The sequence below is a fragment of the Microbacterium murale genome, from assembly GCF_030815955.1.
GTDB classification, from domain to species: Bacteria; Actinomycetota; Actinomycetes; order Actinomycetales; family Microbacteriaceae; genus Microbacterium; species Microbacterium murale_A.
The window spans coordinates 36,753-60,612 of record NZ_JAUSXK010000001.1 but is presented as its reverse complement, the minus strand read 5'-3'; the positions used below and the strand labels follow the sequence as shown (position 1 = coordinate 60,612).

25 protein-coding genes and 2 tRNA genes are annotated in these 23,860 nt (G+C 65.4%); 19 read left to right on the top strand and 8 right to left on the bottom strand.

What is annotated here, in order from left to right:
- Nucleotides 1-9 precede the first annotated feature (9 nt).
- The 8 genes from rapZ to QFZ46_RS00280 all read left to right on the top strand — a co-directional run bounded on the left by rapZ (nucleotide 10) and on the right by QFZ46_RS00280 (nucleotide 6,523).
- Nucleotides 10-882 (top strand): RNase adapter RapZ, encoded by an 873-nt coding sequence (rapZ, locus tag QFZ46_RS00315; RefSeq protein ID WP_307364427.1) that lies wholly within the window; start codon nucleotides 10-12, stop codon nucleotides 880-882.
- A 70-nt stretch (nucleotides 883-952) separates the two neighbouring features.
- Nucleotides 953-1,930, top strand: coding sequence for a DNA-binding protein WhiA (gene whiA / locus QFZ46_RS00310; protein WP_307357132.1), 978 nt, complete (start codon nucleotides 953-955; stop codon nucleotides 1,928-1,930).
- 162 nt (nucleotides 1,931-2,092) lie between these two features.
- Nucleotides 2,093-2,719 carry a superoxide dismutase gene (locus tag QFZ46_RS00305; protein WP_307357130.1) on the top strand — a complete coding sequence of 209 codons (627 nt, stop codon included), beginning with the start codon at nucleotides 2,093-2,095 and terminating at the stop codon, nucleotides 2,717-2,719.
- Nucleotides 2,720-2,820: 101 nt separating this feature from the next.
- Nucleotides 2,821-3,831: a type I glyceraldehyde-3-phosphate dehydrogenase gene (gap, locus tag QFZ46_RS00300; protein ID WP_307357129.1), complete on the top strand. Its 1,011-nt coding sequence runs from the start codon at nucleotides 2,821-2,823 to the stop codon at nucleotides 3,829-3,831.
- A 7-nt stretch (nucleotides 3,832-3,838) separates the two neighbouring features.
- On the top strand, nucleotides 3,839-5,053 hold the full coding sequence (locus QFZ46_RS00295) for a phosphoglycerate kinase (protein ID WP_307357128.1): 1,215 nt from the start codon (nucleotides 3,839-3,841) through the stop codon (nucleotides 5,051-5,053).
- Entirely contained in the window at nucleotides 5,044-5,835 is a 792-nt protein-coding gene (gene tpiA, locus QFZ46_RS00290) for a triose-phosphate isomerase (protein WP_307357126.1), read from the top strand. The genes QFZ46_RS00295 and tpiA overlap by 10 nt, the downstream gene beginning before the upstream one ends.
- An 80-nt stretch (nucleotides 5,836-5,915) precedes the next feature.
- Complete coding sequence (gene secG, locus QFZ46_RS00285; RefSeq protein WP_307357124.1) at nucleotides 5,916-6,164, top strand: preprotein translocase subunit SecG; 249 nt, start codon at nucleotides 5,916-5,918, stop codon at nucleotides 6,162-6,164.
- 2 nt (nucleotides 6,165-6,166) lie between these two features.
- On the top strand, nucleotides 6,167-6,523 hold the full coding sequence (locus tag QFZ46_RS00280) for an RNA polymerase-binding protein RbpA (RefSeq protein ID WP_307357121.1): 357 nt from the start codon (nucleotides 6,167-6,169) through the stop codon (nucleotides 6,521-6,523).
- Between the two features lie 64 nt (nucleotides 6,524-6,587).
- On the opposite strand, the gene QFZ46_RS00275 is transcribed toward QFZ46_RS00280, so the two are convergent.
- The 6 genes from QFZ46_RS00275 to QFZ46_RS00250 form a co-directional block, all read right to left on the bottom strand.
- On the bottom strand, nucleotides 6,588-7,118 hold the full coding sequence (locus tag QFZ46_RS00275; protein ID WP_307357119.1) for a hypothetical protein: 531 nt from the start codon (nucleotides 7,116-7,118) through the stop codon (nucleotides 6,588-6,590).
- Nucleotides 7,115-8,317, bottom strand: coding sequence for a signal peptidase I (locus QFZ46_RS00270; protein WP_307357117.1), 1,203 nt, complete (start codon nucleotides 8,315-8,317; stop codon nucleotides 7,115-7,117). Before QFZ46_RS00270 ends, QFZ46_RS00275 begins: the two co-directional genes overlap by 4 nt.
- Before the next feature lie 9 nt (nucleotides 8,318-8,326).
- Nucleotides 8,327-8,992: a SipW-dependent-type signal peptide-containing protein gene (locus QFZ46_RS00265; protein WP_307357114.1), complete on the bottom strand. Its 666-nt coding sequence runs from the start codon at nucleotides 8,990-8,992 to the stop codon at nucleotides 8,327-8,329.
- The gene (locus tag QFZ46_RS00260; protein ID WP_307357110.1) at nucleotides 8,971-9,486 is read right to left on the bottom strand and encodes a SipW-dependent-type signal peptide-containing protein; all 516 of its coding nucleotides are present in this window, start codon (nucleotides 9,484-9,486) and stop codon (nucleotides 8,971-8,973) included. The genes QFZ46_RS00265 and QFZ46_RS00260 overlap by 22 nt, the downstream gene beginning before the upstream one ends.
- A gap of 185 nt (nucleotides 9,487-9,671) precedes the next feature.
- Nucleotides 9,672-10,886: a hypothetical protein gene (locus QFZ46_RS00255; RefSeq protein ID WP_307357107.1), complete on the bottom strand. Its 1,215-nt coding sequence runs from the start codon at nucleotides 10,884-10,886 to the stop codon at nucleotides 9,672-9,674.
- A 19-nt stretch (nucleotides 10,887-10,905) separates the two neighbouring features.
- Nucleotides 10,906-10,979 (bottom strand) — tRNA-Gly (locus QFZ46_RS00250).
- A gap of 108 nt (nucleotides 10,980-11,087) precedes the next feature.
- On the opposite strand from QFZ46_RS00250, the gene QFZ46_RS00245 reads away from it, so the two are divergent.
- The 11 genes from QFZ46_RS00245 to QFZ46_RS00195 all read left to right on the top strand — a co-directional run bounded on the left by QFZ46_RS00245 (nucleotide 11,088) and on the right by QFZ46_RS00195 (nucleotide 21,031).
- Nucleotides 11,088-11,164 (top strand) — tRNA-Pro (locus tag QFZ46_RS00245).
- Nucleotides 11,165-11,224: 60 nt separating this feature from the next.
- Entirely contained in the window at nucleotides 11,225-12,736 is a 1,512-nt protein-coding gene (gene tig, locus QFZ46_RS00240; protein ID WP_307357105.1) for a trigger factor, read from the top strand.
- A gap of 67 nt (nucleotides 12,737-12,803) precedes the next feature.
- Nucleotides 12,804-13,298 carry a tetratricopeptide repeat protein gene (locus QFZ46_RS00235; RefSeq protein WP_307357102.1) on the top strand — a complete coding sequence of 165 codons (495 nt, stop codon included), beginning with the start codon at nucleotides 12,804-12,806 and terminating at the stop codon, nucleotides 13,296-13,298.
- Nucleotides 13,299-13,378: 80 nt separating this feature from the next.
- Nucleotides 13,379-13,972: an ATP-dependent Clp protease proteolytic subunit gene (locus QFZ46_RS00230; RefSeq protein WP_307357099.1), complete on the top strand. Its 594-nt coding sequence runs from the start codon at nucleotides 13,379-13,381 to the stop codon at nucleotides 13,970-13,972.
- Nucleotides 13,973-13,991: 19 nt separating this feature from the next.
- Complete coding sequence (locus tag QFZ46_RS00225) at nucleotides 13,992-14,639, top strand: ATP-dependent Clp protease proteolytic subunit (RefSeq protein WP_033107541.1); 648 nt, start codon at nucleotides 13,992-13,994, stop codon at nucleotides 14,637-14,639.
- A gap of 252 nt (nucleotides 14,640-14,891) precedes the next feature.
- Entirely contained in the window at nucleotides 14,892-15,827 is a 936-nt protein-coding gene (locus QFZ46_RS00220) for a sugar-binding transcriptional regulator (protein ID WP_307357095.1), read from the top strand.
- On the top strand, nucleotides 15,824-16,825 hold the full coding sequence (gene deoC, locus QFZ46_RS00215; protein WP_307357093.1) for a deoxyribose-phosphate aldolase: 1,002 nt from the start codon (nucleotides 15,824-15,826) through the stop codon (nucleotides 16,823-16,825). Before QFZ46_RS00220 ends, deoC begins: the two co-directional genes overlap by 4 nt.
- Before the next feature lie 9 nt (nucleotides 16,826-16,834).
- Nucleotides 16,835-18,277: an aldehyde dehydrogenase family protein gene (locus tag QFZ46_RS00210; protein WP_307357090.1), complete on the top strand. Its 1,443-nt coding sequence runs from the start codon at nucleotides 16,835-16,837 to the stop codon at nucleotides 18,275-18,277.
- Complete coding sequence (locus tag QFZ46_RS00205; RefSeq protein WP_307357088.1) at nucleotides 18,274-19,125, top strand: aldehyde dehydrogenase family protein; 852 nt, start codon at nucleotides 18,274-18,276, stop codon at nucleotides 19,123-19,125. Before QFZ46_RS00210 ends, QFZ46_RS00205 begins: the two co-directional genes overlap by 4 nt.
- Nucleotides 19,126-19,223: 98 nt before the next feature.
- On the top strand, nucleotides 19,224-20,492 hold the full coding sequence (gene clpX, locus QFZ46_RS00200) for an ATP-dependent Clp protease ATP-binding subunit ClpX (RefSeq protein ID WP_307357085.1): 1,269 nt from the start codon (nucleotides 19,224-19,226) through the stop codon (nucleotides 20,490-20,492).
- Nucleotides 20,489-21,031: an NUDIX hydrolase gene (locus tag QFZ46_RS00195; protein ID WP_307357083.1), complete on the top strand. Its 543-nt coding sequence runs from the start codon at nucleotides 20,489-20,491 to the stop codon at nucleotides 21,029-21,031. The genes clpX and QFZ46_RS00195 overlap by 4 nt, the downstream gene beginning before the upstream one ends.
- Before the next feature lie 85 nt (nucleotides 21,032-21,116).
- Here QFZ46_RS00195 and QFZ46_RS00190 read toward each other — a convergent pair whose 3' ends face one another.
- Together QFZ46_RS00190 and QFZ46_RS00185 are read right to left on the bottom strand one after the other, a co-directional pair.
- On the bottom strand, nucleotides 21,117-21,755 hold the full coding sequence (locus QFZ46_RS00190) for a class I SAM-dependent methyltransferase (protein WP_307357080.1): 639 nt from the start codon (nucleotides 21,753-21,755) through the stop codon (nucleotides 21,117-21,119).
- A complete protein-coding gene (locus QFZ46_RS00185) occupies nucleotides 21,755-23,806 on the bottom strand; it encodes a M3 family metallopeptidase (RefSeq protein WP_307357077.1) in 2,052 nt (683 codons plus the stop codon). Before QFZ46_RS00185 ends, QFZ46_RS00190 begins: the two co-directional genes overlap by 1 nt.
- Nucleotides 23,807-23,860 lie beyond the last annotated feature (54 nt).

Below are 23,860 nucleotides of genomic sequence, written 5' to 3'. Positions count from 1 at the left end.
GATGTGTCGATGGCCGTCGAGGAGAAGAACGAGTTCCTCATCGTCACCGGCATGTCCGGTGCTGGACGTTCCACCGTGGCGAACGCGCTGGAGGACCTCGGCTGGTATGTCGTCGACAATCTCCCGCCCCAGATGCTGCGCCCGCTGCTCGACCTGACCGACCTCGGCGGGGGAGCCCTGCCCAAGGTCGCGGCGGTCGTCGACGTCCGCGGCCGCAATCTGTTCAACGACTTCCCTGAGGTGGCACGCGCGCTGCGCTCACGCGGCAGCGTGCGCGTCGTCTTCCTCGATGCGTCCGACGACGTTCTGGTTCGCCGGTTCGAGTCGGTCAGGCGTCCCCACCCGCTTCAGGAAGACGGAACGCTGCTCGACGGCATCCGACTGGAGAGATCACGTCTGACGCTGGTGCGCGAAGCGGCAGACATCGTCATCGATACGTCATCGCTGAACATCCATCAGTTGGCGACCCAGGTGTTCGAGGCCTTCTCCGACGAGGGAGCGGCGCGGCACAGGTTGACGATCCTGAGCTTCGGCTTCAAATACGGTCTGCCCACCGATGTCGACCTCGTCGCAGACATGCGCTTCCTGCCGAACCCGTTCTGGAACGACGAGTTGCGCGGCCTCACCGGTCAGGATGCGCAGGTTCGTGACTATGTGCTCTCTCGCGAGGGAGCGTCGGAGTTCCTGGACGCATATGCCGCGGCACTCGTGCCCGTGCTCGAGGGATATCAACGGGAGAACAAGGGGCATTCCACCGTCGCGATCGGCTGCACCGGCGGCAAGCACCGTTCCGTGGCCACCGCAGAGGAACTGGCGAAACGGCTGTCCTCGATTCCCGGTGTCGCGATCAATGTGCGCCACCGAGACCTCGGCCGCGAATAGAACGGCGCGGCGCCCGGTAAACTGTTCCTTTGCGTCGCGATCCGACGCATGTCGCTTTACAAGGAGTCCCGTGGCATTAACCACCGACGTCAAAGCTGAACTCGTCAGCATCCGCAACGCACCCCCGACGGTTCGCGTCGCTGAGGTCACCGCAATCCTCCGGTTCGCCGGCGGACTCCACTCGATCGCCGGTCGAGTGGCCGTCGAGGCCGAGGTCGACGCCGATCTGCTGGCTCGTCGCGTCGCACGCGATCTCGCGGAGATCTATGGGGTTCGGCCGGAGATCGCGCAGGTGCAGTCCGCCAGCTCGCACGATGGGGCACGCTATGCCGTGCGTGTGATCGCAGCGGGAGAGACCCTCGCGCGCCAGACCGGTCTGCTCGATCAGCGACGCCGTCCGGTGCGCGGACTCCCGAACAGGCTGACCACCGGATCCCGCGAGGAGATCGCAGGGCTCTGGCGTGGTGCCTTCCTGGCCGCCGGTTCGCTCTCGGAGCCCGGGCGCTCCGCAATGCTCGAGGTCTCCTGCCCGACGTCCGAGGCCGCAATGGCTCTCGTCGGTGCAGCGCACCGGCTCGGTGTCGCAGCGAAGGCGCGCGAAGTGCGTGGCCTGCCGCGTGTCGTCGTACGCGAGGGCGAAGCGATCCGATCGATCCTCAGCCAGATGGGTGCCCAGAAGACGGCAGCCGCATGGGAGGAGATGCGTCAGCGCCGCGAGGTGCGCGCCGGGGTCAACCGCCTCGTGAACTTCGACGACGCCAATCTGCGTCGTTCCGCACAGGCGGCCGTCGCCGCGTGCGCCCGTGTCGAGCGCGCGCTCGAGATCCTCGCAGATGAGGTGCCTGATCACCTTCGTGTCGCCGGCGAACTGCGTCTCGCCCACCGCGACGCGAGCCTCGATGAGCTCGGTCACCATGCCGACCCGCCTCTCACGAAGGATGCTGTCGCTGGGCGCATTCGCCGACTCCTGGCGATGGCGGACAAGCGTGCGCAGCAGGAGGGCATCCCCAGCACGGAGGACGCCGTGCCCGCAGGCCTCGACGTCTGATCAGGCACCGCGCGCTCGTCGACTTTTCTCGTCATCGACGGAAGGATCGGCACCGCTCCGCCGTTGACGTCAGTAGGATGAAAAAGTCTGCTCCGCACCGCAAACGGGTGGTGTGGAGGACCGACAAGCGCCGCGGCGCGGCGCGGATTGGATGAAAGCGACATGGCGATCTACACGCTCCCCGACCTTCCCTACGACTTCGCAGCTCTCGAGCCGCACATCAGCGGAAAGATCATGGAACTGCACCATGACAAGCATCACCAGGCGTATGTGACCGGCGCGAACGCGGCACTGGACGGTCTCGCCGAAGCACGCGAAAGCGGCAACCTCGCCAACGTCAACAAGCTCGAGAAGGACCTCGCGTTCAACCTTGGCGGACACGTCAACCACTCGATCTTCTGGACCAACCTGTCGCCGAACGGTGGCGGACAGCCCGAGGGCGAGCTCAAGGCCGCCATCGATGAGTACTTCGGCTCGTTCGAGAAGTTCCAGGCGCACTTCACTGCGACGGCCATGGGCATCCAGGGCTCCGGCTGGGCCGTGCTCAGCTGGGATTCGATCGGCCAGCGCCTGATCATCCAGCAGCTCTTCGATCAGCAGTCCAACGCCGCGCAGGGCACCATTCCGCTGTTCCAGCTCGACATGTGGGAGCACGCCTTCTACCTCGACTACCTCAACGTCAAGGCCGACTACGTCAAGGCTGCATGGAACATCGCCAACTGGGAGAACGTGGCCCAGCGCCTCGACGTCGCCCGCAAGCAGACGAACGGCCTGCTGGTACTGTCGTAATCAAGACGGGCGTCCCGACGGACGAGAGCCCGTCGGGACGCCGTCGTCCACGAATTCTCTATTGATAACGCGCGAGAGCGCACGAGAAACAGGAGACCTGAGTGTCTGTAAAGATCGGCATCAACGGCTTCGGCCGTATCGGACGCAACTACTTCCGCGCAGCTCTTGCGCAGGGAGCAGACCTTGAGATCGTCGCGGTCAACGACCTCACCGACAACAAGTCGCTTGCGCACCTGCTGAAGTACGACTCTGTGGGCGGCGTCCTGGATGCCGACATCAGCTTCGACGACGACAGCATCACGGTCAACGGCAAGCAGATCAAGGCGTTCGCCGAGCGCGACCCCGCCAACCTCCCGTGGGGCGAGCTGGGCGTCGACATCGTCATCGAGTCGACCGGCTTCTTCACCAAGGCCGAGCTCGCCAAGAAGCACATCGACGCCGGCGCGAAGAAGGTCCTCATCTCGGCTCCGGCCACCGGTGCTGACGGCACGTTCGTCATGGGCGTGAACGAGGAGACTTACGACGCGGCCAACCACCACATCATCTCCAACGCTTCCTGCACGACGAACGCGCTCGCCCCGCTCGCCAAGGTGTTCAACGACGCCTTCGGCATCGAGCGCGGCTTCATGATGACCGCGCACGCCTACACCGCCGACCAGAACCTTCAGGACGGCCCGCACAGCGACCTGCACCGCGCTCGCGCTGCGGCGATCAACATCGTCCCCGCCTCCACCGGTGCGGCGAAGGCCATCGGCCTGGTCCTCCCGGAGCTGGAGGGCAAGCTCAGCGGCTCGTCCTACCGCGTTCCGGTTCCCACCGGCTCCATCGTCGACCTGACGCTCGTCACCGAGCGCACCGACCTCACGGTCGATGAGATCAACGAGGCCTACCGCAAGGCGGCAGCCGAGGGAAGCCTCGCCGGCTACCTGCAGTTCAACGCGGACCCGATCGTCTCCAGTGACATCCAGCACAACGCGCACTCGTCGATCTTCGACTCGACGCTCACCAACGTCAGCGGCAATCTGGTCAAGGTCTCCAGCTGGTACGACAACGAGTGGGGCTACTCGAACCGCCTCGTCGACCTCACCGAGTACGTCGCAGAACGCATCTGAGTTCCTCATGACTCTGCGCACCCTGGAATCGCTGGGTTCGCTCGAAGGCAAGCGCGTCATCGTCCGTTGTGACCTGAACGTCCCCCTGAAGGACGGCGTCATAACGGACGATGGGCGTGTGCGCGCTTCGCTGCCGACTCTCAACGCCCTGATCAACGCCGGCGCACGTGTGATCGTGTGCTCGCACCTGGGTCGCCCCGATGGTGCGCCCGATCCGCAGTACAGCCTCGCGCCCGTCGCGCAGCGACTGTCCGAGCTGCTCGGCAAGCCGGTCGCGTTCGCGCGTGACACGGTCGGCGAGTCGGCGAAGGAAGCCGTGGCATCCCTCGAGGACGGCGGCGTCGTCGTGCTCGAGAACCTGCGATTCAACGCGGGGGAGACCTCGAAGGACGATGCGACGCGTCAGGGTTTCGCGGCAGAACTCGCACAGCTGGGAGACGCTCTCGTCTCCGACGGCTTCGGGGTCGTGCACCGGAAGCAGGCGAGCGTCTACGACCTCGCCGAGATCCTGCCGTCGGCGGCCGGGCTGCTGATCGCGACGGAGCTCGATGTGCTGGACCGCCTCACCGAGAACCCGGAGCGGCCGTACACGGTCGTTCTCGGCGGATCCAAGGTCAGTGACAAGCTCGGGGTGATCTCGCACCTTCTGCCGCGCGTGGACCGCATCCTCGTCGGTGGCGGGATGCTGTTCACCTTCCTCAAGGCGCAGGGACACGCTGTCGGCTCCAGCCTCCTCGAAGAGGATCAGCTCGACACGGTGCGCGGCTACCTCGCAGAGGCTACGGAGCGCGGCGTCGAGATCGTGCTGCCGACCGACGTGGTCGTCGCGGCATCGTTCTCGGCGGATGCTGCGCACGAGATCACGGCGGCGGATGCCATCGAGCAGACGTCGTTCGGAGCGTCCGGCATCGGGCTGGACATCGGTCCCGAGACCGCCAGCGCGTTCGCTGAGGCGATCCGCAGTTCGAAGACGGTGTTCTGGAACGGCCCGATGGGTGTGTTCGAGTTCCCAGCGTTCGCCGCAGGAACCAAGGCCGTCGCTCAGGCGCTCACAGAGGTCGATGGCCTCGGAGTCGTCGGCGGCGGTGACTCGGCGGCCGCCGTGCGTCAGCTCGGCTTCGCTGATGACCAGTTCGGTCACATCTCGACGGGCGGAGGCGCAAGCCTCGAGTTCCTGGAGGGCAAGAAACTACCCGGCCTGGAGGTGCTCGGATGGGCATGAAGACTCGTACCCCGCTGCTCGCGGGCAACTGGAAGATGAACCTCGACCACCTGCAGGCGGTCGCGTTCGTGCAGAAGCTGCATTGGGCGCTCAAGGACGCCAAGCACGAGGACGGCTCTGTCGAGGTGGCGGTCTTCCCGCCGTTCACCGATATCCGCAGCGTGCAGACGCTGATCGACGCGGACAAGATCCCCTTCGCGCTCGGCGCGCAGGATGTCTCGGCGCACGATTCCGGTGCGTACACCGGCGAGATCTCGGGCGCCTTCCTGGCGAAGCTCGATGCCAAGTACGTCATCATCGGCCACTCCGAGCGTCGTGAGTACCACGCCGAGTCCGATGACGTCGTGGCAGCCAAGGTGCAGGCCGCCCTCAAGCACGGACTCGTACCGGTGATCTGCGTCGGTGAGACGGCGGAAGACCTGGAGAAGTTCGGCGCGAGCGCGGTGCCCGCCGGCCAGTTGGAGGCGGCTTTGAAGGGTGTTCCGGCATCCGCAGAGATCGTCGTTGCCTACGAGCCGGTCTGGGCTATCGGCTCGGGGCAGGCTGCGACTCCGCAGCAGGCACAGGATGTCTGCGCGGCCCTTCGCGGTGTTCTGGCGAAGGCTCTCGACGACGACGCCGCTGCGCGCACCCGCATCCTCTACGGTGGATCGGTGAAAGCGGCGAACATCGCCAGCTTCATGCGTGAGCCCGATGTGGACGGCGCGCTGGTCGGCGGGGCGAGCCTCGTCGTCGACGACTTCGCCGCGATCATCAGGTTCGAAAAGCACGTCGGAGTGTGAGCGGTGACGGGGTTGCGGCCCCGTCACCTGCGTATACTTGACCCTTACGGGCACACAGCCCCTTCGAAAGGCTCTTCTTCGTGGCAATTCTTGAGTTCGTCCTTCAGGTTCTGCTGGGCATCACCAGCGTCCTGCTGACACTCCTCATCCTTCTCCACAAGGGCCGCGGTGGCGGTCTGTCCGACATGTTCGGCGGTGGGATGACCTCTACGGTCGGTTCTTCCGGTCTCGCGGAGCGGAATCTCAACCGATTCACCATCGTCCTCGCGCTCGTGTGGTTCATCTCCATCGTCGCGCTGGGACTCATCACGAAGCTTGAGGTGATCTGACCATGGCCAGTGGAGGAAACGCGATCCGCGGAACCCGTGTGGGCTCGGGCCCGATGGGCGAGCAGGACCACGGATACCATGCCGATCGAACCGCGGTGTCGTACTGGGACGGACTCGGCAACGAGACGGTCCGCTACTTCGCTGCCGGGCTCCCCGAAGACGAGATCCCGGACACGATCGATCACCCTCAGTCCGGGCTTCCTGCCGGACGCGACAAGGCGAACCCGCCGGCGCTCGCGAAGAACGAGCCGTATAAGACGCACCTCGCCTATGTGAAGGAGCGTCGCACCGACGACGAGGCCGAGCAGCTTCTCGACGACGCGCTGACGCAGTTGCGCGAGCGCCGCGGACAGGTCTGATCCAACTCTTTTCAGCTGAGACCGTCGTGATCCCTTGGGGTCGCGGCGGTCTTTCTGCTCGTGGCTAAACCGCGGGGCAGGTCGTTCCGAGTCCGAGCAGGACGACGTTCAGCTGGAACGTCTTAGGTGCCGACACCCAGGCGCTTCCGGCGTAGCCGTTGTAGATCCGGATCGTGTACGTGCCGCCGAGCAGGTCGCCGAGGTTGACGAGGCCGAGGAGCTTCGCAGTGCTGAACGTGGCTTGATACTGGTAGGCATTGTTCGCGTTTCCGGTCTGCGTGATCACACTGCCTGTGGTCCCCTGCACGTCTGTTCCGGTGACGCCGTTCTTCACGATCTGGATCTGCTGACCGCCCTGCTGCGGTGAGGACCACGTCAGCCTGACGGACTGCAGACCGACGATGATGACGCTCGTAGGTACGCAGGTCGGGTCGGAGGGCGCGACCAGTGTCGCCGCGCTCATGGTGCCTCCCGACGCGTACTCGACTTCAGACCACGCGGCCTCGGTCGGTTCGATCCCTCCGCCCCCGGCGCAGAGTGCGACGACGGCGAGCATGGCAGCCCCGATCACGCCGGCGCGAAAACGACGCATCATGAGGAGACCTCATCGCCGGCATGTTGCGTGGCGCGGCGTCGTCGAGCCACCAGTGTGATGCCGAGGCCGACGAGGAGCGCAGCGGGCGCGGCAAGGACAGTCCACGGCTGACCACCTGTTGCGGCGAGGTCGTCTTCGCCGTTGATCGTGTTTTCGATCACGATCTGCCCGGCTGAGGCGCGCACCGTCATCGATGCGGTTGCAGAGGCGACGTCCGCATCCAGCACTGCTGTCAATCCGATGCGTAGATGCGCTGTTGCTGGCGTCGTCTCCTCGAGGATCACATCCCAGTCGCCGTCGAGGACGACCAGCGCTGCCTCGCGCAGCCTCCGCTCCACGCCAGCGCATTGCCCTCCCGACCAGGCCACGGTGCACTCGCTCACCTCTGCGCTGAGCGAGAGCACATCTGAGCCGCTCGCGGAGATATCGATCGTCAGCTCACCGTCGTCAGGAGCAGCGCCGGCGTCCACATCGATATGCCAGTAGAGGGGGGCCACAGCGTCCAATGAATAGGTGGACGCGGTGTCGAGATCGGAATGCAGGGTGAGCAGGTCCGCGGCAGCCTGCGCGGGTGGGGGAGCCCACGCCATCGCGCTGACGCCAAGCACGACACCGACCGCGGTCAACCCCGCGGCGCGGCGTTCGCGGCGGGTCTGAGGGTTCTCGATAGCAGGCTTGACCGGTGCAGGTCGAGGCTCTCTCGGCCAGAAGGCCCAGGTGACCAGTACTGCCGCGCCGATCGTGATGCCACCGAGGACGAACGGGTTGCCGAACCAGACGATCACGTTCGCGAGATGCGGAACCGAGCCTCGAACGATGCGCACGTCCGAAACCGTGTACGGAGCAGGGTCATCCATGTCGTTCGCGTCTCCGCGCATCGTGATCGTGCGCGTCTCCGTCGTGGGACCCTCTTCGATGCTGGTGACGCGATGTGTGATCGGCAGAGCATCAGGTCGTTCTACGGTGACGATGTCACCTACGGCGACCTCTGCGACCGGCACCCCTTGAACCAGTGCCACGGACCCCGCCGTGATCGTCGGTGACATGGATCCGGTCTTGAACATGATGAGTGAGTATCCACCGGTGAAGGCGAGGAAGACGAGCACGATGCACGCGATGCCGCCGAGCGCCAGCACCGTGAGGGCGATCTCACGGACGATCCGCCCGACGCGGACTGCTCCCCGTGCGATGGTGATCATGTTTCCTCGTCAGCCGGTGGTGCCGGTGAAGGTCCAGGTCGGGGTCACGATTCCGCCCTGGGCGGTAGTTGCCGCGTCAGCGCGGACGGTGATGATGATGCAGTAGTTGACCACGTTGGTGCCGTTGGCCTGCAGCGTCTGAGCCGGCAGTGTGGTCGGCACATTGCCGATCCCCGTATAGGTGATGCCGCCCGTCGTCCCGGTGTCACAAGTCGGCGTCGTGTTCGCCGCCGCCGTCGTCGGGACGATCCGCACGTCCAGCGAATCGCGGAGCGTGTCGCCGTTCGCCCCGTTCGTCGGTGCGACGACCCCCGTCAGCTGTACCGTTCCAGGCACCGATCCGGCCGTCGTGATCTGGATCCACGCGGATCGACTCTGGCCCGGATACAGGTTCGTCGCGTTGAGCGGCAGCGTCACGGCGTTGGCGGCAGCGTCGTGCGCGGCGAATGTCGGGGCCGATGCTGTACGTGACACGATCGAGAACGTTCCTGCGGTGATCTGCGACGACGCGAACTCGTTGTCCGTCCATGCTGCGACGGTCGCGGACGCGCCCACCCCGAGTACGAGCGCGCCGACGAGCAGCGCCCGCGCACGAGCGAACGTGCGCCGACGCCGTGATTGCCGAGAGGTGCGTCGGGAACGACGGCTCTCGGCTACTGCGATGCCGCTGTCCACTGCCAGGTCACGGTGCCCTCCGCGCCCTGCACGAGGTCAGTGCCCGCGGTCACCTCAAGGCAGTAGTTGATCGGGACGGCCGTGGATGCGGTACCGGCGGCGATAGTGGTCGGGAGGGTGGCGCTACCCGCGGCAAACGTCGTCGCATCGCATGTCGTACCCGTGATCAAGCGGGTCTCGGCGGTCAGGTTCGCGGCGTTCGCTCCGGCGGTGGCCGGTGCGACGTTGGTGAGATCGCCGTCGGTCGTTCCGACAAGACGGATGGAGTAGAGGGCGTAGACGCTGTCCTCTGGAGCAAGGTTGTCCGCGTCGACCGTGAAGTCGAGAGTCGCCCCCGGATCGGTGTCGTGGCTCGCCCAACCACTGGTGCCGTCGGTCGATCCCTGAAGATCGAACGATCCGGCAGTGAAGGTGCCAGTCGCGAACTCCGAATCGTTCCATGCGGCCAGCGTCACTGCGGCACCGACGCCGAGAACGAGCCCGCCAGCCAGCACCGCATATATCTTGTTTCTGCGCGAAGCTTCCATAGTAATTCCCCTCTCGTCAGGCGCCGGGTCAAGGTGCCTGTCTGGCAAACCATAGCCCCAGGGGTCACGCTCGGCCAGGTTCGGCAATTAACGAGACGCGAACGAGATCCATATATGCGAATGCATAGAGAAGGCGGATGTGCCGAGATCGGTCAGCGACACCCTGCGGCCGCGTCGATCAGCGACTGCGGGGGAGGGCCGTAGGCAGACGTGCCGTTCGCGACGTCGGTGTAGCCCATGCTGATGGCCCACGCTGTCGCCCATGCCTCGATGTTCGCCTGCGTCGAGTCGTCGTACATGCCGTCGCACTTGACGCTGATCGTGTGGCCGACCTCGTGCGCGACGAGCGCCTCGCTCCGGGCGCTCGGCCAATACGCCGCGACCGAGTTCGACAGCTCGATGGTCGCGTATCCCGGATCGTCGTACCACCAGGTGGCGTAGCCGCCCATGCTGTCGGCGTATCCATAGCCGTTGACGAGTTCGGACCAGTCGAACTCGATCAGCACACCGGGGGCGAGTGCGCGCGCGAAAGCCTCGATCTCCAGGCGTGCGTTGTAGAGCGGCCCGGCCTTCTCAGCGAGCTCAGCCTGTTCCGAGATCAGCATCTGCGACGCGGCGGACTCGAGTTCGGCATAAGCCGTGGCCGTTGTCGAGTCAAGGACGGCCTCGCTCTGCTGCAACTGCTCCGCAGCCGATCGCAAGGCGATGATGTCGAGGTTGCGTGCTGAGACATGCGCGGCCTCGAACCCGGGGGCTGCGTCGGCCGCGGATCTGATCGCCGCTGTTCCTGCTTCGTCGACCGTGCGTGCCGCATCTGCAGCTGCCTCGCCGGCGGCGTCGAAATCCGCGACGAGATCGTCTGCTGCGACTCGGTCGGAGTTCAGCTGCGTAGTCTCGCCGAACAGCTCCCAGGCCCAGGTGGGCTTCTCGACGGCCGACGGGAGCGGCTGCTCCCGGGCAGTGGCGCCGTCCGACGCTGTTGTCGCTGCCTCGTCGATCGCGATGACGAGAGCGTCTTTCGATGCGGCGTCCATGAGGGTTCCACTGTCGGCGTCAGCGATGCCGGAGGCAGCGGCGAGCGTGTCGTCCAGTGCAGTCAGCTCATCAGCGAGGAGCAGTCCGCTGTCTGCTGCGTCATCGACGGTCGCCTCGAAATCGTCGAGAGCATCGTCGTACCCCAGATTGGCGCCTACCTGAACCGCCGCACATACGCCGACGGCCACCACGACGCCGATGCCGGTCCAGATCAGGCCGGCGAGCCTTCTGCGCGATCGCGGAGCCGGTACCTGAGGCGCAATGACCGATCCACCGAAGGTCGTGCCGAGATCATGGCCGCCTGGCGCAAGAGGATTGGACGGACCTGTCACGAATCCTCCCGTGGGAAAGTGGAGGGGCTGACGAGAATCGAACTCGCATCATCTGTTTGGAAGACAGAGGCTTTACCACTAAGCTACAGCCCCGGAAACCGGCCCTTTGAGGGGCGCGGACACCGACCTGACAATCATAGCGGACGATGAGCGACCCGCTGTCCGTTAGACTCGTCAAGGCCGTTCCCGTGCGCGGGGTCACGGGGCGTAGCTCAGCTTGGTAGAGCGCCCGCTTTGGGAGCGGGAAGTCGCAGGTTCAAATCCTGTCGCCCCGACCACGGCCCTCCATACCTCACGACCGCATCGTTACGCGGAAATCACAAGGAGAACACACAAGCATGGCGAACAGCACCGTTGAGAAGCTGACCCCGACCCGGGCCAAGCTCACCATCACGGTCACCCCGGACGAACTCAAGCCCAGTGTCGCGCACGCGTACGAGCACATCGCCCAGGACGTCCAGATCCCCGGCTTCCGCAAGGGCAAGGTCCCGGCTCCGATCATCGACCAGCGCATCGGTCGCGGCGCCGTCATCGAGCATGCCGTCAATGAAGGCCTCGACAAGTTCTTCCGCGAGGCTGCCAACGAGCAGAAGCTGCGTGTCGTCGGCCGTCCGTCCGCTGACATCACCCAGTGGCCCAACGAGAAGGACTTCTCCGGCGATCTGATCGTCGAGGTCGAGGTCGATGTCCGTCCCGAGATCGAGGTTCCCTCGTTCGACGACATCACGCTGACGGTCGACGCGGTCGAAACCGACGAGGCTGCGCTCGACGCCGAGCTCGACACCCTGCGTGCACGCTTCGGCACACTCATCCCGGTCGACCGGCCGGCCGCGAAGGGCGACTTCGTCGAGCTCGACCTGGTCGCCACGATCGACGGCGCCGAGATCGACCGCGCCGAGGGCGTCTCGTACGAGGTCGGCTCGGGCGAGCTGCTCGAAGGCATCGATGACGCGATCGAGTCCCTCACCGCCGGTGAGGACACCACGTTCAATTCCAAGCTCGTCGGTGGCGATCACGCCGGTTCCGAGGCTGAGGTCTCCGTCTCGGTCAAGGCCGTCAAGGAGCGCGAGCTTCCCGAGGCCGATGACGACTTCGCTCAGATCGCGAGCGAGTTCGACACGATCGCAGAGCTCCGCGCGAGCCTGGCAGAGCGAGTGAGCGAGCAGGCCGTCTTCGGTCAGGGCTCGGCTGCTCGCGACCAGTTGATCGAGACGCTGCTCGAGAAGATCGAGATCCCCGTGCCGCCGAAGCTCATCGAGGACGAGGTGCACAACCACCTCGAGTCGGAGAACCGTCTCGAGGACGACGAGCACCGCGCCGAGGTCACCGAGGCGAGCGAGAAGCAGTTCCGCACGCAGGTGCTGCTCGACACGATCGCCGAGCAGGCCGACGTGCAGGTGTCGCAGGAGGAGCTCAGCCAGTACATCGTCCAGTCCGCCGCGCAGTACGGCATGGCGCCTCAGGAGTTCGTCGAGGCTCTGCAGTCCTCGAACCAGCTCCCGGCTCTCGCCGGCGAGGTCGCGCGCAACAAGGCTCTCGCCGTCGCGCTCGGCAAGGTGAAGGTCGTCGACTCCAACGGCAAGTCCGTTGATCTGTCCGGCTTCGTCGCCGTCGATGACGAGGACGAGACCGAGGCTGTCGCTGACGAGAAGCCCGCCAAGAAGGCTCCGGCGAAGAAGGCCGCGGCGAAGAAGGCTGACGACGCAGACGCCGCTGAGAAGCCGGCCGCGAAGAAGGCACCGGCGAAGAAGGCTCCCGCCAAGGCGGCCGACGACGCCGAGAAGCCCGCCGCCAAGAAGCCGGCCGCGAAGAAGGCACCGGCGAAGAAGGCTGCCGACAAGTCTGAGTGATCGCACCACGATCTTGACGAAAGGGCGGATGCTTCGGCATCCGCCCTTTCGCGTATGGAGGGAAGATATGACCACCTGGGAAGACCGGATCAACCGCGTCTGGGAGGACGCGGCGAATGAGCTCGTCGATGACGACGTGATCGCACGCATCGATGCGATCGCGGCCGAGCGCGGTGCGGATGACGCAAGAGCCGAGTTCGAGCGCGCCGGCGCACGGGACTCGGCCGGGCGCCCACTCGAGGCGATCGTGCTCTACCGCAGAGCCCTCGCGCTCGGCCTCGACGCGGAGCATGAGCCGCAGGCGATCATCCAGCTCGCGAGTTCACTGCGGAACGTGGGAGAGACCGCCGAGGCGCTGGAACTCCTCAAGAAGGCGCGGGAGGAATCTGCAGAATCCCCTTATGGCGATGCCATTGCCGCGATCTACGCTCTGACGCTCGCAAGCTCCGGTGCTCCGCACAGGGCGCTTTCGGTGGCGCTGCTCGCGCTCGTACCTCACCTTCCTCGCTACCACCGCTCCATGACTGCTTACGCACAGGAGATCGGCGAGCGCGACACCTGATATGCCGACGGCGAACACGGCCTGGGTGCTGCGTTGTCGCCGGTAGATTCGAATCACCGAACACGGAAACAGGAGCTGAAATGGCTGAACCCCTAGTCGCGACTAGCGTCTTCGACAGACTGCTGAAGGATCGCATCATCTGGCTTGGATCCGAGGTGCGTGACGAGAACGCCAACGAGATCTGCGCGAAGATCCTTCTTCTCGCTGCAGAGGACTCGGACAAGGACATCTTCCTCTACATCAACTCACCCGGTGGCTCGATCACCGCGGGCATGGCCATCTACGACACGATGCAGTTCGTCCCGAACGACATCGTGACCGTCGGCATCGGCATGGCGGCGTCCATGGGTCAGCTGCTGCTGACCGCCGGAACGAAGGGCAAGCGCTACATCACGCCGAACGCGCGCGTGCTGCTGCACCAGCCGCACGGCGGATTCGGCGGAACGTCCAGCGACATCCAGACGCAGGCGCAGCTGATCCTCTCGATGAAGAAGCGCCTCGCTGAGATCACGGCAGGCCAGACCGGCAAGTCAGTCGAGCAGATCAACGCCGACGGTGACCGCGACCGCTGGTTCACCGCTGACGAGGCACTCGAGTACGGCTTCGTCGACCACATCCGCGAATCGGCTGCCGACGTCATCGGCGGCGGCGGAACCGACCAGGACGCCAAGTAACGGATTCGAAAGGCCGCATATGTACACTCCCACTTTCCAATCCGCAGGCAACCTGCCTTCCAGCCGCTACGTACTCCCGCAGTTCGAGGAGCGCACGGCCTACGGTTTCAAGCGTCAGGACCCGTACAACAAGCTCTTCGAAGACCGCGTGATCTTCCTGGGCGTGCAGGTCGACGACGCATCGGCCGATGACGTGATGGCTCAGCTGCTGGTTCTGGAGAGCCAGGACGCCGAGCGCGACATCACGATGTACATCAACTCGCCCGGTGGGTCCTTCACCGCGATGACGGCGATCTACGACACGATGCAGTACGTCGCGCCGCACATTCAGACCGTGGTACTCGGACAGGCAGCCTCGGCTGCGTCAGTACTGCTGGCTGCTGGTGCACCCGGCAAGCGTCTTGCACTGCCCAACGCACGCATTCTGATCCACCAGCCCGCCATGGGCGAGGCTGGGCAGGGGCAGGCATCCGACATCGAGATCCAGGCCGCGGAGATCCTCCGCATGCGCACCTGGCTCGAGGAGACCATGGCGAAGCACACCGGAAAGCCGGTCGAGCAGGTCAACCGCGACATCGACCGCGACAACATCCTGTCTGCTGCCGAGGCCCTCGAGTACGGCATCGTCGATCAGGTGCTGACGACGCGCAAGCGCATCTCCTCATAACCCGGTACTTCAAAGGGCTGCCGTCTTCGGACTGCAGCCCTTTGTCGTGCGTTCTGCGTGCAGTTCGCTCGGAGAAGTGCACGTGCCTCGGAGAGATTCCACGAGTTCGTCCGAGAATGCTGCACTTCTCCGAGCGCGGCGCGCTCGCGTGGTCTGCAAATGCGCAGCACAGTGCGCGCGTGATGCGCATCTGAGCACGCGAGTGCGCGCGTGTGTGCTCACGCGTAGGCTGGTGAGGGAAGGGAGGATGCCGTGGACGAAGATCTGCTCACCGTGCGAGTCGCCGAGCTCTACTACGACGAGGCGAAGACGCAGGACGAGATCGGCGCACTCCTGAAGGTCTCCCGCTGGAAGGTCGGCCGTCTGCTCACCCAGGCTCGCGAGAAAGGCATCGTGCGGATCGAGATCGTGCATCCCCGTGCCCGCAAGCTCGGTCTCGAACGCGAGATCGTCGAGCGGTTCGACCTCGCCGGCGCCATCATCATCCCGATGCCGGATGACGAGAGCACCACGCTGGATCGTGTCGCGCAGGCGGCGGCAGATCACCTGACCGCCCTTCGTCCCGTTCCCCGCACACTGGGCGTGAGCTGGGGCCGCACGCTCACGGCCGTCGCCGAAGCATTGCCGGATGGCTGGGCGAACGGTGTGACCGTCGTGCAGCTCAACGGCGGCGTGAGCCTGAACCGACGCTCCGGAGGCGCGGCGACTCTCGCCATGACCATCGCACAGCGCGCAGGCGGACAGGCGACTCTGCTCCCCAGCCCCGCGATTTTGGAGCGCGTCGAGACGAAGCAGGCGATCGAAGCGGATCGCACGGTCTCCGGCATCCTCGAGCAGGCCGCCGATGCGCAGACCCATCTCTTCTCTGCTGGCCCCGCCGATGCGTCGTCCGCCCACGTCGAGAACGGCTATCTGACGCCGGCGGACGTTGAAGAGCTCGCTCGTCGCGGCGCCGTCGGCGACGTGCTGGGCCGCTACATCGACGCCGACGGGAACATCGTGGACTCGCAGCTCGATGCACGCACGGTCGGCGTCAGTCTCGATCGCCTGCGCTCAGCGAAGCAGGCGATATTCGTGACCGCTGGGGCCATGAAGCATGACATCGCGCGTACAGTCGTGACCAGCGGCCTGTGCAGCGTTCTGGTGACCGATGAGAACACAGCCCGAGCATTGTTGGAGGAACGATGACGACCAAAGAAATCACCCGCCGCTCTGCGGTGGAGGTGCTGGGCGGAGAGCCCGATGATGCCACTCTGCGTCGCTTCCTGCACGGACTCCCCGGCGTGGATGCGACCGGTCTCGAGCAGCGCGCTGCCGGACTCGGCACCCGTTCGATCAAGACGACGTCCAAGGCGTGGGCGATCGACAAGATCATCTCGCTGATCGACCTCACCACCCTCGAGGGTGCGGACACCCCAGGGAAGGTGCGTTCGCTGGTTGCCAAGGCGAAGACTCCGGATGCCGGCGATCCGACGACGCCGCTCGTCGCAGCCGTCTGCGTCTACGGCGACATGGTCGGTTACGCCGTCGAGGCCCTTGGCGCACTGCACGGCGACCCGGATGACGGCAAGATCTCCGTTGCCGCCGTCGCGACGGCTTTCCCCAGCGGCCGCTCCTCGCTCGCGATCAAGCTCGCCGACACCGCGGAGGCCGTCGCTGCCGGCGCGGACGAGATCGACATGGTCATCGACCGCGGTGCCTTCCTGTCAGGACGGTACAGCCTCGTCTTCGACCAGATCTCAGCGGTGAAGGAAGCCTGCCGTCGTGAGGACGGCAGCTACGCCTCGCTCAAGGTGATCCTCGAGACCGGAGAACTCAACACCTACGACAACATCAAGCGCGCGTCCTGGCTGGGCATCCTCGCCGGCGGCGATTTCATCAAGACGTCGACCGGCAAGGTGCAGCCTGCGGCCACGCTGCCCACGACGCTGCTGATGCTCGAGACCGTGCGCGACTGGTACCGCGCGACGGGCGAGAAGATCGGCGTGAAGCCTGCCGGCGGCATCCGCACGTCCAAGGACGCCATCAAGTACGTCGTCACGGTGGCGGAGACAGCGGGGGAGGAATGGCTGCAGCCGCACCTGTTCCGCTTCGGCGCCTCGAGCCTGCTGAACGACGTGCTGCTGCAGCGTCAGAAGATGACCACCGGCCACTACTCCGGCCCCGACTACGTCACGATCGACTGAGGACCAGATATGTCATTCCTGGAATATGCCCCGGCGCCCGAATCGAAGGCGATCCTGAACCTGCGCGACAGCTACGGCCTGTTCATCGACGGCGAGTTCGTCGACGGCTCGGGCAAGAGCTTCACGACCATCTCCCCGGCCGACGAATCGCACATCGCCGAGATCGCCGGAGCCTCGGACGAGGACATCGATCGTGCTGTCGCCGCTGCGCGCCGCGCCTACGACAAGGTGTGGTCGAAGATGAGCGGCCGCGACCGCGGCAAGTACCTCTTCCGCATCGCCCGCCTCGTGCAGGAGCGCGCCCGCGAGCTCGCGGTGGCGGAGAGCCTCGACAACGGCAAGCCGATCAAGGAGAGCCGCGACGTCGACGTTCCACTCGTCGCGTCCTGGTTCTTCTACTACGCGGGCTGGGCCGACAAACTCGATCACGCCGGCCTCGGCGCGAACCCGCGCGCGCTCGGCGTCGCAGGTCAGATCATCCCGTGGAACTTCCCGCTGCTGATGCTCGCGTGGAAGATCGCGCCGGCTCTCGCTGCGGGTAACACCGTTGTCCTCAAGCCCGCAGAGACGACGCCGCTGACTGCGCTCATCTTCGCTGAGATCCTGCAGCAGGCCGATCTCCCTGCCGGTGTGGTGAACATCGTGACCGGGGCCGGCTCCACCGGAGCGACGCTGGTGCGTCACCCCGATGTCGACAAGGTCGCCTTCACCGGCTCGACCGGCGTCGGGCGCGACATCGCCCGCGCCGTTGCGGGCACGGGCAAGAAGGTCACGCTGGAACTCGGCGGCAAGGCGGCGAACATCGTGTTCGACGACGCGCCGATCGATCAGGCCGTCGAGGGCATCGTCAACGGCATCTTCTTCAATCAGGGCCACGTGTGCTGCGCCGGCAGCCGTCTGCTCGTGCAGGAGTCGATCCATGACGAGGTCATCGATCGGCTGAAGTCGCGCCTGTCGACGCTGCGTCTCGGCGATCCGCTCGACAAGAACACCGACATCGGCGCGATCAACTCTGCCGCCCAGCTCTCGCGCATCCGCGAGCTCAGTGACATCGGCGAGGCCGAGGGTGCCGAGCGCTGGACGGCGGACTGCGTCATCCCCGAGAAGGGCTTCTGGTTCGCTCCGACGATCTTTACTGGCGTAGAGGCATCCCACCGGATCGCCCGCGATGAGGTGTTCGGCCCGGTGCTGTCTGTGCTGACCTTCCGCACCCCCGCTGAGGCGATCGCGAAAGCGAACAACACTCCGTACGGTCTGTCTGCGGGTATCTGGACCGACAAGGGCTCGCGCATCCTCGCCGTTGCCGACCAGCTGCGCGCCGGTGTCGTCTGGGCGAACACCTTCAATCGGTTCGACCCCGCCAGCCCGTTCGGTGGGTACAAGGAATCCGGGTACGGCCGCGAGGGCGGCCGACATGGTCTCACTGCATACCTGAAGGGAGCTTCGGCATGAGCAAGCGACTGGCTGTTCCGAAGACGTACAAGCTCGCCATCGGCGGAAAGTTCCCGCGCAGCGAGTCGGGGCGCACCTACGAGGTGCTCTCAGCCAAGGGCGCGTTCCTCGCGAACGCGGCCAAGGGCTCTCGCAAGGATGCTCGAGATGCCGTGGTCGCCGCACGTTCGGCCGTGAAGGGCTGGTCCGGGGCGACGGCGTACAACCGCGGCCAGGTGCTCTATCGTGTCGCCGAGGTGCTCGAGGGTCGTCGTGCGCAGTTCGTCGACGAGATCATCGCGCAGGAGGGCGTCTCGGCCGCAGCCGCCGGAGCGCAGGTCGATGAGGCCGTCGACCTGTGGGTCTGGTACGCGGGCTGGTGCGACAAGTACGCACAGGTCGCGGGCAATGCAAACCCCGTCTCGGGTCCGTACTTCAACATCTCGGTTCCCGAGCCGACCGGAGTCGTCGCCATCATCGCTCCGCAGGAGTCGGCATTGCTCGGGCTCGTTTCGGTGGTCGCTCCCGCTCTGGTCGCCGGCAATTCCGTCGTCGTGATCGCAAGTGAGCAGCATCCGCTTTCCGCCATCAGTTTCGCCGAGGTGCTCGCGACGAGCGACGTGCCCGGGGGAGTCGTGAACGTGCTCACCGGATCACCTGCGGAGATCGCACCCTGGCTCGCCTCGCACGCCGATGTCAACGCACTCGACCTCGCCGGGGCCGACGCACTCGAATGGGTCGACCTGCAGATCGCGGCCGCAGACACTCTCAAGCGTGTGCTCACGCCCGGCGACGTGACAGCTTCGCCGGAGCGGATCGCGGCCTTCACCGAGACGAAGACGGTGTGGCACCCCAAGAGCATGATCTGAACCATGACGATCTGAGCGGGGCCGCGCCAATGCGGCCCACTGTCTGAGGGAGAGGTTAGGCTCGAAGGAGTTTCTCAGTCTCCCCAAGGAGGACGCGCATGGCCCGAATCGGTGAAAGCGCTGACCTGTTCAAATGCTCATTCTGCGGAAAGAGCCAGAAGCAGGTGCAGCAGCTGATCGCTGGCCCCGGTGTGTACATCTGCGACGAATGCGTCGAGCTGTGCAACGAGATCATCGAAGAGCGCATGGCGGAGTCGTCCGCCGAGGGCGTTGCAGATTTCGATCTGCCCAAGCCTCGTGAGATCTTCTCGTTCCTCGAGGAGTACGTGGTCGGTCAGGAACCGGCGAAGCGCTCTCTGGCCGTCGCCGTGTACAACCACTACAAGCGCGTCCGTGCCCACGGCACGCTGCAGCTCGCCGAGCAGAAGGCCGACGAAGTCGAGATCGCCAAGAGCAACATCCTGCTCATCGGTCCGACCGGCTGCGGCAAGACGTATCTGGCTCAGACGCTGGCGAAGCGGCTCAATGTTCCGTTCGCGGTGGCAGACGCCACGGCGCTCACGGAGGCGGGTTATGTCGGCGAGGATGTCGAGAACATCCTCCTCAAGCTCATCCAGGCCGCCGACTACGACGTGAAGCGGGCCGAACAGGGCATCATCTACATCGACGAGATCGACAAGATCGCGCGCAAGGCGGAGAATCCCTCGATCACGAGGGATGTGTCCGGCGAGGGCGTGCAGCAGGCGCTGCTGAAGATCATCGAAGGAACAGTCGCTTCGGTGCCGCCGCAGGGCGGACGCAAGCATCCGCACCAGGAGTTCCTGCAGATCGACACGACGAACGTGCTGTTCATCGTCGCCGGCGCTTTCGCAGGCCTGGAAGACATCGTCTCTTCGCGCGTGGGCAAGCATGGCGTCGGCTTCGGTGCCCCCCTGCACGACAAGACGAAGGACCTCGATCTGTTCAGCGAGGTGCTTCCGGAAGACCTGCACAAGTTCGGGCTCATTCCGGAGTTCATCGGGCGGCTGCCCATCATCGCGTCGGTGTCACCGTTGGATCAAGAAGCACTGATCGAGATCCTCACCGGACCGCGCAACGCGCTCGTCAAGCAGTACCAGCGCATGTTCGAGATCGACGGTGTCGAGCTCGAGTTCGACGACGACGCGCTGCGTTCGATCGCCGACCTCGCGGTGGAGCGCAAGACGGGTGCGCGAGGGCTCCGCGCGATACTCGAAGACGTACTCGGCCCGATCATGTTCGAGATCCCGTCGGCCGAAGACGTGAAGAAGGTCGTCGTCACCCGCGCCGCGGTTGATGAGGGCGCGCCGCCGACCATCGTGATGGAGCGCAAGCGCAAGAGCGCGTGAGCGCGGTGGGTCGCGACCGCCCCGCACCATGGCAGACGATCTCCAGCGAAACGATCCTTGCGGATCGTTGGATTCGGCTGCGCGCAGACGAATGCGTGGATGCCGCAGGTCGGACGATCTCGCCGTATTACGTGCTCGAGCCGAGTGAGTGGATCTCCGTTCTGGCCGTCGACCTTGATGGGGCGGTGATCGTGGTCGAGGAGTACCGGCACGGGGCAGGAATCGTCGCCCTGGGGACGATCGGCGGTGCGGTGGAGCCGGGCGAGGAGCCGCGTGACGCTGCAGCCAGAGAACTTCTCGAGGAAACCGGATATGAGGCTCAGGAGATCGTCGACCTCGGTGCGACCTGGGCGAACTTCGGCAACCACACGAACCACGTCCACCACTTCCTCGCCCGCGGATGCGCGCGAGTGGCGGCACAGGATCTCGACGACAGCGAACTCATCACCGTTCGCATCCTTCCGCTCGCCGGGCTGGGGGAGCACCTGCAGCAGAGCTACCACCAGTTGACCTGGTACAAGGCGCTGGCGCACTTGTAACGCTCTCCCTCGTGAGATCGAGAAGTCCGCGGTGCGCTCTAGGGTGGCGCCATGCGAAGCTTCCAGATCTCCGTTCCTGAGGGCGTCATCGTGGAGCGGGCAACCACTCCGCGATCAGAAGCGTATCGACCTCGTCCGACCAGAGCATCGATCGGGTGATGGCGAAGCCGTGCCGCGCGACCGTCTCTGCAAGCCTCTCCCGTGTTTCGAATGGTCGATGATCTGCGGGGTATAGGTGATTTCTCTGCAGCGGACCCCTTCGCCCCTCTGCGACGAACGTCGCCGAGACGACGCGTCCGAGAGGCCGGAGCAGTCGATGCCACTCGGCCAGCGCAGCGGCGGTGTTCGGAATCGCGTGCAATGCGGTGACGCAGGTGATGAGGTCGGTGGAGGCATCGGCAAGAGGGACGAGGGCAGCATCCGCTTCAACGAATGTCGCTTCGGGTAGGTGCCTCCGCGCGACTTCGAGCATCGCGGGGGCCACGTCGACGCCAGTCAGTGCGATCGCGGGGGAGAGTCGCGCCAGAGCGCGCAACATGAGGCCAGTGCCCGTGGCGACGTCGAGGACATCGTCGACGTCGGTCAGATCGACGAAGTCGGCAACTGCTGCGGCGACCTCACGATGCATCCTGCTTTCGTCGTATGTGGCAGCTCGCGCATCGAATGCCCTTCGGATGTCCTCCAGTTGCTGAGCATCCGAAGCGCCCGGCTGCCCGGCATCCATCAACCACCCAGCCCGCGGCGCTTGAGCAGCGGGGCGATCTCGGCGTCGCGGCCGCGGAAGTCGCGGTACGCCGCGAGCGGGTCCTTCGATCCGCCGACGCCCAGCAGGCGTGCACGGAATCGGTCGCCGTTCTCACGGGTCAGGCCGCCGTTGTCGCGGAACCACTCGACGGTGTCGGCATCGAGCACCTCGCTCCAGATGTACGAGTAGTACCCGGCGCTGTAGCCGCCAGAGAACACATGCGCGAAATAGGTGGAGGCGTAACGCGTCGGCACGGCAGGGTTGTCGAGTCCGATCTCTGCGAGCGCCTCGGCTTCGAACGCGGCGACCTCGTCGATCTGCGTTTCGACGTCCACGCGGTGCCAGGCCTGATCCAGCCACGCGGCGGCCAGGTACTCGCTGGTGTCGTGGCCCTGGTTGAACGCTTCGGTCGCACGCAGGCGCTCTACGACGCCTGAATCCAGCGCCTCACCGGTCTCGTAGTGGCGTGCGTAGTTGTCGAGCACTTCCGCCCACAGGATCCACATCTCGTTCACCTGGCTGGGGAACTCCACGAAGTCGCGGAACACGTTGGTACCGGCGAAGTGCGGATAGTTCACGGTCGCGAACAGGCCGTGAAGCGCGTGGCCGAACTCGTGGAACAGCGTGGTCACCTCGTCCAGCGTCAGAAGCGTCGGCTGCCCGTCGCCCGGCTTCGCGACATTCAGGTTGTTCACGACGACCGGAGCAGTGCCGCGGAGTGCGGATTGGCTGACGATCGGGTTCATCCACGCTCCGCCGCGCTTCGTGTCGCGCGTGTACAGGTCGAGCACGTAAAGGCCGAGCGCGCTGCCGCTGGCGTTGTGCACTTCGAAGACACGGGCATCGGGGTGGTAGGCGACCAGATCCGCACGCTCGGTGAACGTCACACCGTACAGCTGGGTGGCGGCGTAGAAGACGCCGTCCTGAAGCACCCGCTCTGCCCCGAACCAGGGTCGCAGCGCCGCCGTGTCGATGTCGTACTTCGCAGTGCGCACCTTCTCGGTGTAGAACGCCCAGTCGTGCGCCTCCAGCGCGAACGGTTCGTCCTCGGTCTCGTCGACGATCGCCTGAAGTGCTTCCTGCTCGGCGCGGGCGTTGGATGCCGCGGCAGGGGCGAGTCGATGCAGCAGGTCGAATACAGCCTCCGGCGTGCCGGCGGTCTCGTCCGCCGTCACGTAGGCGGCATGCGACGGGTACCCGAGGAGCGCGGCGCGTTCGGCTCGAAGAGCCGCGATCTCGGTCAGCACCGCTCGGTTGTCGTTCGCATTGCCGCGCGCACCACGAGAGCGGGATGCCTCCATGACGCGACGACGGCTGTCGCGGTTCGTCAGCGAGGCGAGATACGGATGTCCGGTGAACAGCGGCAGCGAGATCAGGAAGGCGCCGTCGTGGCCACGCTCCGTCGCCGCACGCGCGGCCGCTGAAAGCTCGCCGTCGGCAAGTCCGTCCAACTCGTCGGCGCTGTCGAACAGCACAGCGAGATCGTTGGTGTCGGCGAGGAGATTCTTCTCGAACGTCGTCGTCAGAGTCGACAGCTGCTGGTTCAGCGCGGTGAGCCGCGACTTCGCGTCGTCATCGAGCCCGGCGCCGGCGTGTGCCATCTCGCGGAAGTGCCGCTGAACCAGGTACCGGCTCTCGCCGTCGAGTTCCAGCTCGTCGAGCTGCTCGTGCAGGACCTTCACCCGCCAGTACAGCTGCGCATCGAGGCGGACGGCGTCATCGTGCGCGGCCATCAGGGGAGCGAGCTCTTCATCGATCGCCTGGATCTCTTCGGTGGCGTCCGCAGAGCTCACGGTGTAGAACGCGTGTGCGACGCGTTCCAGCATGGCTCCGGCATGCTCCAGCGGCACCATCGTGTTCTCGAACGTCGGCATCGACCTCACCATCGTGATGCGCCGGATCTCGGCGAGGTGCTCGGCGAACGCCGCGTGAAACGCCGGCAGGTAGTGCTCTGGCCGGATTGCGGCGTAGTCGGGGAGTGCGTACGGGAGAGCGGATGGCGTGAGGAGCGGGTTCACTGCATCGGTCATGAGAAGAGCCTATTCGGGTCAGGCGGCGCGCGGTCGATCGACATGCAAAGAAAA

Excerpts from the sequence above, each read along its gene's own strand:
- QFZ46_RS00190 (WP_307357080.1), bottom strand. The coding sequence starts at position 21,755 with ATGGATGCCGGGCAGCCGGGCGCTTCGGATGCTCAGCAACTGGAGGAC.
- clpX (WP_307357085.1), top strand. The coding sequence starts at position 19,224 with ATGGCCCGAATCGGTGAAAGCGCTGACCTGTTCAAATGCTCATTCTGC.
- QFZ46_RS00230 (WP_307357099.1), top strand. The coding sequence starts at position 13,379 with ATGGCTGAACCCCTAGTCGCGACTAGCGTCTTCGACAGACTGCTGAAG.
- QFZ46_RS00295 (WP_307357128.1), top strand. The coding sequence starts at position 3,839 with ATGACTCTGCGCACCCTGGAATCGCTGGGTTCGCTCGAAGGCAAGCGC.
- QFZ46_RS00205 (WP_307357088.1), top strand. The coding sequence starts at position 18,274 with ATGAGCAAGCGACTGGCTGTTCCGAAGACGTACAAGCTCGCCATCGGC.
- QFZ46_RS00275 (WP_307357119.1), bottom strand. The coding sequence starts at position 7,118 with ATGATGCGTCGTTTTCGCGCCGGCGTGATCGGGGCTGCCATGCTCGCC.
- QFZ46_RS00305 (WP_307357130.1), top strand. The coding sequence starts at position 2,093 with ATGGCGATCTACACGCTCCCCGACCTTCCCTACGACTTCGCAGCTCTC.
- tig (WP_307357105.1), top strand. The coding sequence starts at position 11,225 with ATGGCGAACAGCACCGTTGAGAAGCTGACCCCGACCCGGGCCAAGCTC.
- QFZ46_RS00225 (WP_033107541.1), top strand. The coding sequence starts at position 13,992 with ATGTACACTCCCACTTTCCAATCCGCAGGCAACCTGCCTTCCAGCCGC.
- QFZ46_RS00210 (WP_307357090.1), top strand. The coding sequence starts at position 16,835 with ATGTCATTCCTGGAATATGCCCCGGCGCCCGAATCGAAGGCGATCCTG.
- tpiA (WP_307357126.1), top strand. The coding sequence starts at position 5,044 with ATGGGCATGAAGACTCGTACCCCGCTGCTCGCGGGCAACTGGAAGATG.
- QFZ46_RS00280 (WP_307357121.1), top strand. The coding sequence starts at position 6,167 with ATGGCCAGTGGAGGAAACGCGATCCGCGGAACCCGTGTGGGCTCGGGC.
- deoC (WP_307357093.1), top strand. The coding sequence starts at position 15,824 with ATGACGACCAAAGAAATCACCCGCCGCTCTGCGGTGGAGGTGCTGGGC.
- rapZ (WP_307364427.1), top strand. The coding sequence starts at position 10 with ATGGCCGTCGAGGAGAAGAACGAGTTCCTCATCGTCACCGGCATGTCC.
- QFZ46_RS00185 (WP_307357077.1), bottom strand. The coding sequence starts at position 23,806 with ATGACCGATGCAGTGAACCCGCTCCTCACGCCATCCGCTCTCCCGTAC.
- QFZ46_RS00235 (WP_307357102.1), top strand. The coding sequence starts at position 12,804 with ATGACCACCTGGGAAGACCGGATCAACCGCGTCTGGGAGGACGCGGCG.
- QFZ46_RS00270 (WP_307357117.1), bottom strand. The coding sequence starts at position 8,317 with ATGATCACCATCGCACGGGGAGCAGTCCGCGTCGGGCGGATCGTCCGT.